Source organism: Amnimonas aquatica (assembly GCF_002943415.1).
Taxonomy (GTDB): domain Bacteria; phylum Pseudomonadota; class Gammaproteobacteria; order Pseudomonadales; family Moraxellaceae; genus Perlucidibaca; species Perlucidibaca aquatica_A.
This window is the reverse complement of sequence record NZ_PTQZ01000112.1, coordinates 1-5,674: the sequence shown is the minus strand read 5'-3', so window position 1 is coordinate 5,674 and position 5,674 is coordinate 1. Positions and strand designations below refer to the sequence as shown.

4 protein-coding genes are annotated in these 5,674 nt (G+C 71.2%); 3 read left to right on the top strand and 1 reads right to left on the bottom strand.

The window, feature by feature from the left end:
• Positions 1 to 118 precede the first annotated feature (118 nt).
• The 3 genes from C5O18_RS05730 to C5O18_RS05720 all read left to right on the top strand — a co-directional run bounded on the left by C5O18_RS05730 (position 119) and on the right by C5O18_RS05720 (position 5,156).
• Positions 119 to 1,330, top strand: coding sequence for an acetate kinase (locus tag C5O18_RS05730; RefSeq protein WP_105192266.1), 1,212 nt, complete (start codon positions 119 to 121; stop codon positions 1,328 to 1,330).
• Positions 1,331 to 1,363: 33 nt separating this feature from the next.
• Positions 1,364 to 3,445 carry a phosphate acetyltransferase gene (pta, locus tag C5O18_RS05725; RefSeq protein WP_105192264.1) on the top strand — a complete coding sequence of 694 codons (2,082 nt, stop codon included), beginning with the start codon at positions 1,364 to 1,366 and terminating at the stop codon, positions 3,443 to 3,445.
• Positions 3,446 to 3,665: 220 nt separating this feature from the next.
• A complete protein-coding gene (locus C5O18_RS05720) occupies positions 3,666 to 5,156 on the top strand; it encodes an AbgT family transporter (RefSeq protein ID WP_105192262.1) in 1,491 nt (496 codons plus the stop codon).
• Between the two features lie 28 nt (positions 5,157 to 5,184).
• Here C5O18_RS05720 and C5O18_RS05715 read toward each other — a convergent pair.
• Positions 5,185 to 5,674 (bottom strand): helix-turn-helix domain-containing protein (locus C5O18_RS05715; RefSeq protein WP_146089231.1); only part of this gene is annotated, 490 nt, incomplete at its 5' end.

Genomic DNA, 5,674 nt, shown 5'->3' with positions numbered 1-5,674 from the left:
GCGGCTGTGGCCGGCCGGTCGCGGCCTCATTCGCGCACCTGATCAGCGCGGCTTTGACAATGTCCGCCGCAGCCGCTTTCATGGCACCTCCCCACGACAGCGGCAGGACACCCACGACATGACGGCCCGGAGCGTTCTGGTCATCAATTGCGGCAGCTCATCGATCAAGTTCGCGCTGGTCGACGAACAGCAGGAAGCCTTCCCGCTGCACGGCATCGCCGAACGCCTCGGCGGCGGCGAGGCCACGCTGCGCTGGCAGCACGGCGACGAGCTGGTCGAGCGCGCCATTCCCGGCAGCGACCACCAGGATGCGCTGGCCGCCCTGCTGCCGCTGGTGGAGCAGGCTGCCGGCGGACAGCTGCACGGCATCGGCCACCGTGTCGTGCACGGCGGCGAGCGTTTCACCGACGCCAGCCTGATCCGCCCGGAAACGCTGGCGGCGATCCGCGAGACTTCGCCGCTGGCGCCGCTGCACAACCCGGCCAACCTGCTCGGCATCGAAGGCGCCATCAAGGTCTACCCGGACCTGCCACAGGTCGCCGTGTTCGACACCGCCTTCCACCAGACCCTGCCCGAGCACGCCTACCGCTACGCCCTGCCGGAGCGCCTGTACCGCGAGCACGGCGTGCGTCGCTACGGCTTCCACGGCACCAGCCACCGCTACGTCAGCGCGCGCGCGGCGGAGATCGCCGGGCTCGACGCCGACGACAGCTGCTGGCTCACCGCCCACCTCGGCAACGGCGCCTCGACCTGCGCCATCGTCAATGGTCACAGCAGAGACACCAGCATGGGCCTGACGCCGCTGGAAGGCCTGGTGATGGGCACGCGCAGCGGCGATGTCGACCCCAATCTGCACGGGCACTTGGCGCGCACGCTGGGCTGGAGCCTGGAAAAGATCGACACCATGCTGAACAAGGACAGCGGCCTGCTCGGCCTCTCCGACGGTCTGTCCAACGACATGCGCACGCTGGAACAGGCGCGCGACCAGGGTCACGCCGGCGCCGCGCTGGCCATCGAGGTGTTCTGCTACCGCCTGGCCAAGTCGCTGGCGGCGCTGAGCTGCGCCCTGCCCCGCCTCGACGGCCTGGTGTTCACCGGCGGCATCGGCGAGAACTCGGCGCTGGTGCGCGCCAAGACCGTGGCCCACCTCGGCCTGCTCGGACTGGCCATGGACGCCGAGGCCAACATCCGCTGCGTGCGCGGCCGCGCCGGCGCCATCCACGCCGGTGATCCGCAGCGCGGACCGCGCATCCTCGTCGTGCCCACCAACGAAGAGCGCCAGATCGCGCGCGACACGCTGGCCGTGCTCGACCGGCAAGCCAGCGCCTGAAGCCCTCCCAGCCGCCCGTCACAAGGAGTCGCCATGCACACCTTCCTGCTCGCCCCCACCGGCTTCGGCGTCGGCCTCACCTCGACCAGCCTCGGGCTGGTGCGCGCGCTCGAGCGCAGCGGCCTCAAGGTCGGCTTCCTCAAGCCCATCGCCCAGCACCACCGCAGCGATGCCGGACCGGAGCGTTCCACCGGCCTGATCGCGGCCACCCACGGCATCCGCTCGCCGGAACCGCTGACGCTGGCGCATGTCGAGCGCATGCTCGGCGACAACAACCTCGACGACCTGCTGGAGGAGCTGCTGGCACTGCATCAGCAGGCGGCGCAGGACAAGGACGTGGTGATCATCGAGGGCATGGTGCCGACCCGGCAGGCCAGCTACGCCGCCCGCATCAACGTGGCGCTGGCGAAGAGCCTGAACGCCGAGGCCATCCTCGTCACTGCGCCCGACCGCGAGACACCGGAGGCGCTGGCCGACCGCATCGAGCTGCACGTGCAGCAGTTCGGCGGGCCGCGCCAGGCCAATATCGTCGGCGCCGTGGTCAACAAGGTCGCCGATGATGCCTATGTGCAGGCGCTGCGCGCGGCCTCGCCGCTGTTCACCGGCGAGGCTTTCCGCCTGGTCGCCGCCATTCCCTTCCAGGACGAACTCAACGCGCCGCGCACGCGTGATGTCGCCGACCTGCTCGGCGCCAGCGTGCTCAACGCCGGCGACTACGAGCAGCGGCGCGTGCAGAAGGTCATCCTGTGTGCGCGCGCCATGCCCAACACGGTGCAGCTGCTGCAGCCGGGCGTGCTGGTGGTCACCCCCGGCGACCGCGACGACATCATCCTCGCCGCCTGCCTGGCGGCCATGAACGGCGTGCCGCTGGCCGGCCTGCTGCTGTGCACCGACTTCCTGCCCGATCCGCGCGTGCTCGACCTCTGCCGCAACGCGTTGCAGGGCGGCCTGCCGGTGCTGACCGTGGCCACCGGCTCCTACGACACCGCGACCAACCTCAACCGCATGAACAAGGAGATTCCGCTCGATGACCGCGAACGCGCCGAGCGCGTCACCGAGTTCGTCGCCGGACACATCGACCACGAGTGGCTGCGCACGCGCTGTGGCGGCCCGCAGGACACCCGCCTGACACCGGCGGCGTTCCGCTACCAGCTGGTGCAGCGCGCCCAGGCCGCGCGCAAGCGCATCGTGCTGCCGGAAGGCAGCGAGCCGCGCACGGTGCAGGCGGCGGCCATCTGCCAGGCGCGCGGGATCGCCCGCTGCGTGCTGCTGGCGAAGCCGGAAGCGGTGCACGAGGTGGCGCGCGTGCAGGGCATCGTGCTGCCGCCGGACCTGGAGATCATCGACCCCGACCGCGTGCGCGAGCGCTACGTCGAACCCATGGTGGAGCTGCGCAAGGGCAAGGGCCTGAACGCGCCCATGGCCGCCGCCCAGCTCGAGGACACGGTGGTGCTGGGCACCATGATGCTGGCGCTGGACGAGGTCGACGGCCTGGTCTCCGGCGCCATCCACACCACCGCCAACACCATCCGCCCCGCCCTGCAGCTGATCAAGACCCTGCCCGGCTACAAGCTGGTGTCGTCGGTGTTCTTCATGCTGCTGCCGGACCAGGTGCTGGTCTACGGCGACTGCGCGGTGAACCCGGACCCGAACGCGCCCGAACTGGCGGAGATCGCGCTGCAGAGCGCGGCTTCGGCCGAAGCCTTCGGCATCAGCCCGCGCGTGGCCATGCTCAGCTACTCCACCGGCGACTCCGGCAGCGGGGAAGATGTCGAGAAAGTGCGCGAGGCCACCCGCCTGGCGCGCGCCGCGCGCCCGGACCTGGCGCTGGACGGCCCGCTGCAGTACGACGCCGCCGCGATCGAGAGCGTGGGCCGGCAGAAGGCGCCGGACAGCCCGGTCGCCGGCCGCGCCACGGTGTTCATCTTCCCCGACCTGAACACCGGCAACACCACCTACAAGGCGGTGCAGCGCAGCGCCGACTGCGTCAGCGTCGGCCCCATGCTGCAGGGCCTGCGCAAGCCGGTGAACGACCTGTCGCGCGGGGCGCTGGTCGATGACATCGTGTTCACCATCGCGCTGACGGCGATCCAGGCCGGCAGCCAGGGCGCCTGAACCATCGGTGCAGATGGTCGCGGGGGGACAGAGGGCGGAAAACACGCTCGGAAGCGCTACAGTTTTCCGCCCTCTATCCCCCCGCGGCCTTTTCACGGACAGTGACGCGCCCTGACGGGCGGGCCGGGGCGGCGTCATCGCGGCGTCACCGGCGGCGGTGTTTGTGATGGCGGGATTCGGGTAAGGTCGGGGCATCGTCAGAATGCCTTCCGTGCCCGCCATGTCTGCTCCCCTGCTCCGCCTGCTCGACCGCATCGAAACCCTCGGCAATCGCCTGCCGCCGCCGGCCTGGCTGTTCGTCTGGCTGTGCGGCATGGTCGCGGTGGCGTCGTGGCTGCTGGCGCTGACCGGCTGGAGCGTGACCTGGCCGGATGGCAGCCGCACGGTCAGCGCGGTGAACCTGATCTCGGCCGATGGCCTGCGCCGCGTGCTCACCGAAAGCGTGACCAACTTCACCGGCTTCGCGCCGGTGGGCAGCGTGCTGGTGGCCATGCTCGGCCTCGGCCTGGCGGAGCGCTCCGGACTGCTCGGTGCCGCCCTCGCGGCGCTGGTGCGCGCCAGCCGCGGCCACGGCCTGCCGACGCTGGTGGCGTTCGCCGGCGTGCTCTCCAGCATCGCCATGGATGCCGGCTACGTGGTGGTGATTCCGCTCGCCGGCCTGCTCTTCCAGCGCGCCGGCCTGCCGCCGCTGGCCGGCATCGCCTGCGCCTTCGCGGCGGTCTCCGGCGGCTTCTCGGCCAATCTGCTGATCGGCCCGGTCGATGCCCTGCTCGCCGGCATCGCCACCGAGGCCGTGCGCACGCTGCACCCGGAGGCCGAGGTCGCGGTCACCGCCAACTACTACTTCATGGCGGTCTCGGTGTTCGTGGTCACCGCGCTGGTGACACTGGTCAACCGCTGGCTGATCCTGCCGCGCTTCGCCGACGGCGCCCGTCCCGACCACGGCAGCGACGCGAGCGATGACAGCGACCGCCTGCACCCGCGCGCCGGCCTCGCCGTGCTGGCCTGGACCGTGCTGGTGACCGGCTTCGTGCTCGCCGCGCTGCTGCCCGCCGACGGCTTCCTGCGCGGCGACGACGGCTCGGTGGCGAAGTCGCCGCTGATCCAGGGCGTGGTGGTGCTGGTGGCGCTCTACGCCGGCATCGCCGGCCTGCTCTACGGTCGCGTCAGCGGGCGCTGGACACGCAGCAGCGATGCCATCTCGGCGCTGGAGGAGACTCTGCGCACGCTCGCCGGCTACCTGGTGCTGATGTTCTTCGCGGCGCAGTTCATCGCCTGGTTCCAGTGGAGCCAGATCGGCCAGCTGGTGGCCATCTCCGGCGCCGCCGGGCTGCGCGAGCTGGCGCTGGCGCCGGTCACGCTGCTGCTGCTGTTCGTGCTCTTCACCGTCGGCCTGGACCTGCTGATCGGCTCGGCGTCGGCGAAATGGGCGCTGATGGCGCCGGTGTTCATCCCCATGTTCCTGCTCGCCGGCATTCCCGCCGAGGCCACGCTGGCGGCCTACCGCGTCGGCGACAGCGTGGCCAACATCATCACCCCGCTCATGCCCTACTTCGCCATGGTGGTGGCCTTCGCGCAGCGCTTCGAGCCGAAGGCCGGCATCGGCACGCTGATGGCGCTGATGCTGCCCTACTCGCTGGTGCTGCTGCTGGGCTGGGGCGGCCTGCTGGCGCTGTGGCTGGTGCTGGGCTGGCCGCTGGGACCGGGCTGAGCACAGGGTCGGCCAGCGCGCGCCGGGCTCAGCGCTCGAAACGCTGCAGGCTGCGGAACACCAGTGACGGGCTGGCGCCGATGTAGCGCTTGTAGCAGTTGCTGAAATGGCTGGCGTCGGCGAAGCCGGCGTCGACCGCCGAGCGCGTCAGGCAGTCGGTGCGCTGCAGATGCTCGGCCGCCAGGATCAGCCGCTTCCAGATGCGGAAACCGCGATAGCTCATGCCGGTCTCGGCGCGGAACAGGTGCATCATGCGTGATGCCGACAGGTGCGCCACGCCGGCGGCGCGGTCGCGGCCGTGGTTCTCGTCGCCCTGCTGGCGGAGCAGGTCGAACACCGGCGCCAGCCGGCGGCCGGCGGCGTCCTCGCCCGGCGCTGCGGGTGCCGGCATGAGCGCCAGCAGCGCCTTCAGCATGTCGTCCTTGGCCGGCGCCTCCTCGTACAGACGCATGAACTCTTCCACCAGCGCGGCATCCTGCACACGCACCGCGCGCTGGCCCGGCGCCAGCGGGAAGCGC

Coding starts and splice junctions, on each gene's coding strand:
- pta (WP_105192264.1), top strand. CDS start 1,364: ATGCACACCTTCCTGCTCGCCCCCACCGGCTTCGGCGTCGGCCTCACC.
- C5O18_RS05720 (WP_105192262.1), top strand. CDS start 3,666: ATGTCTGCTCCCCTGCTCCGCCTGCTCGACCGCATCGAAACCCTCGGC.
- C5O18_RS05730 (WP_105192266.1), top strand. CDS start 119: ATGACGGCCCGGAGCGTTCTGGTCATCAATTGCGGCAGCTCATCGATC.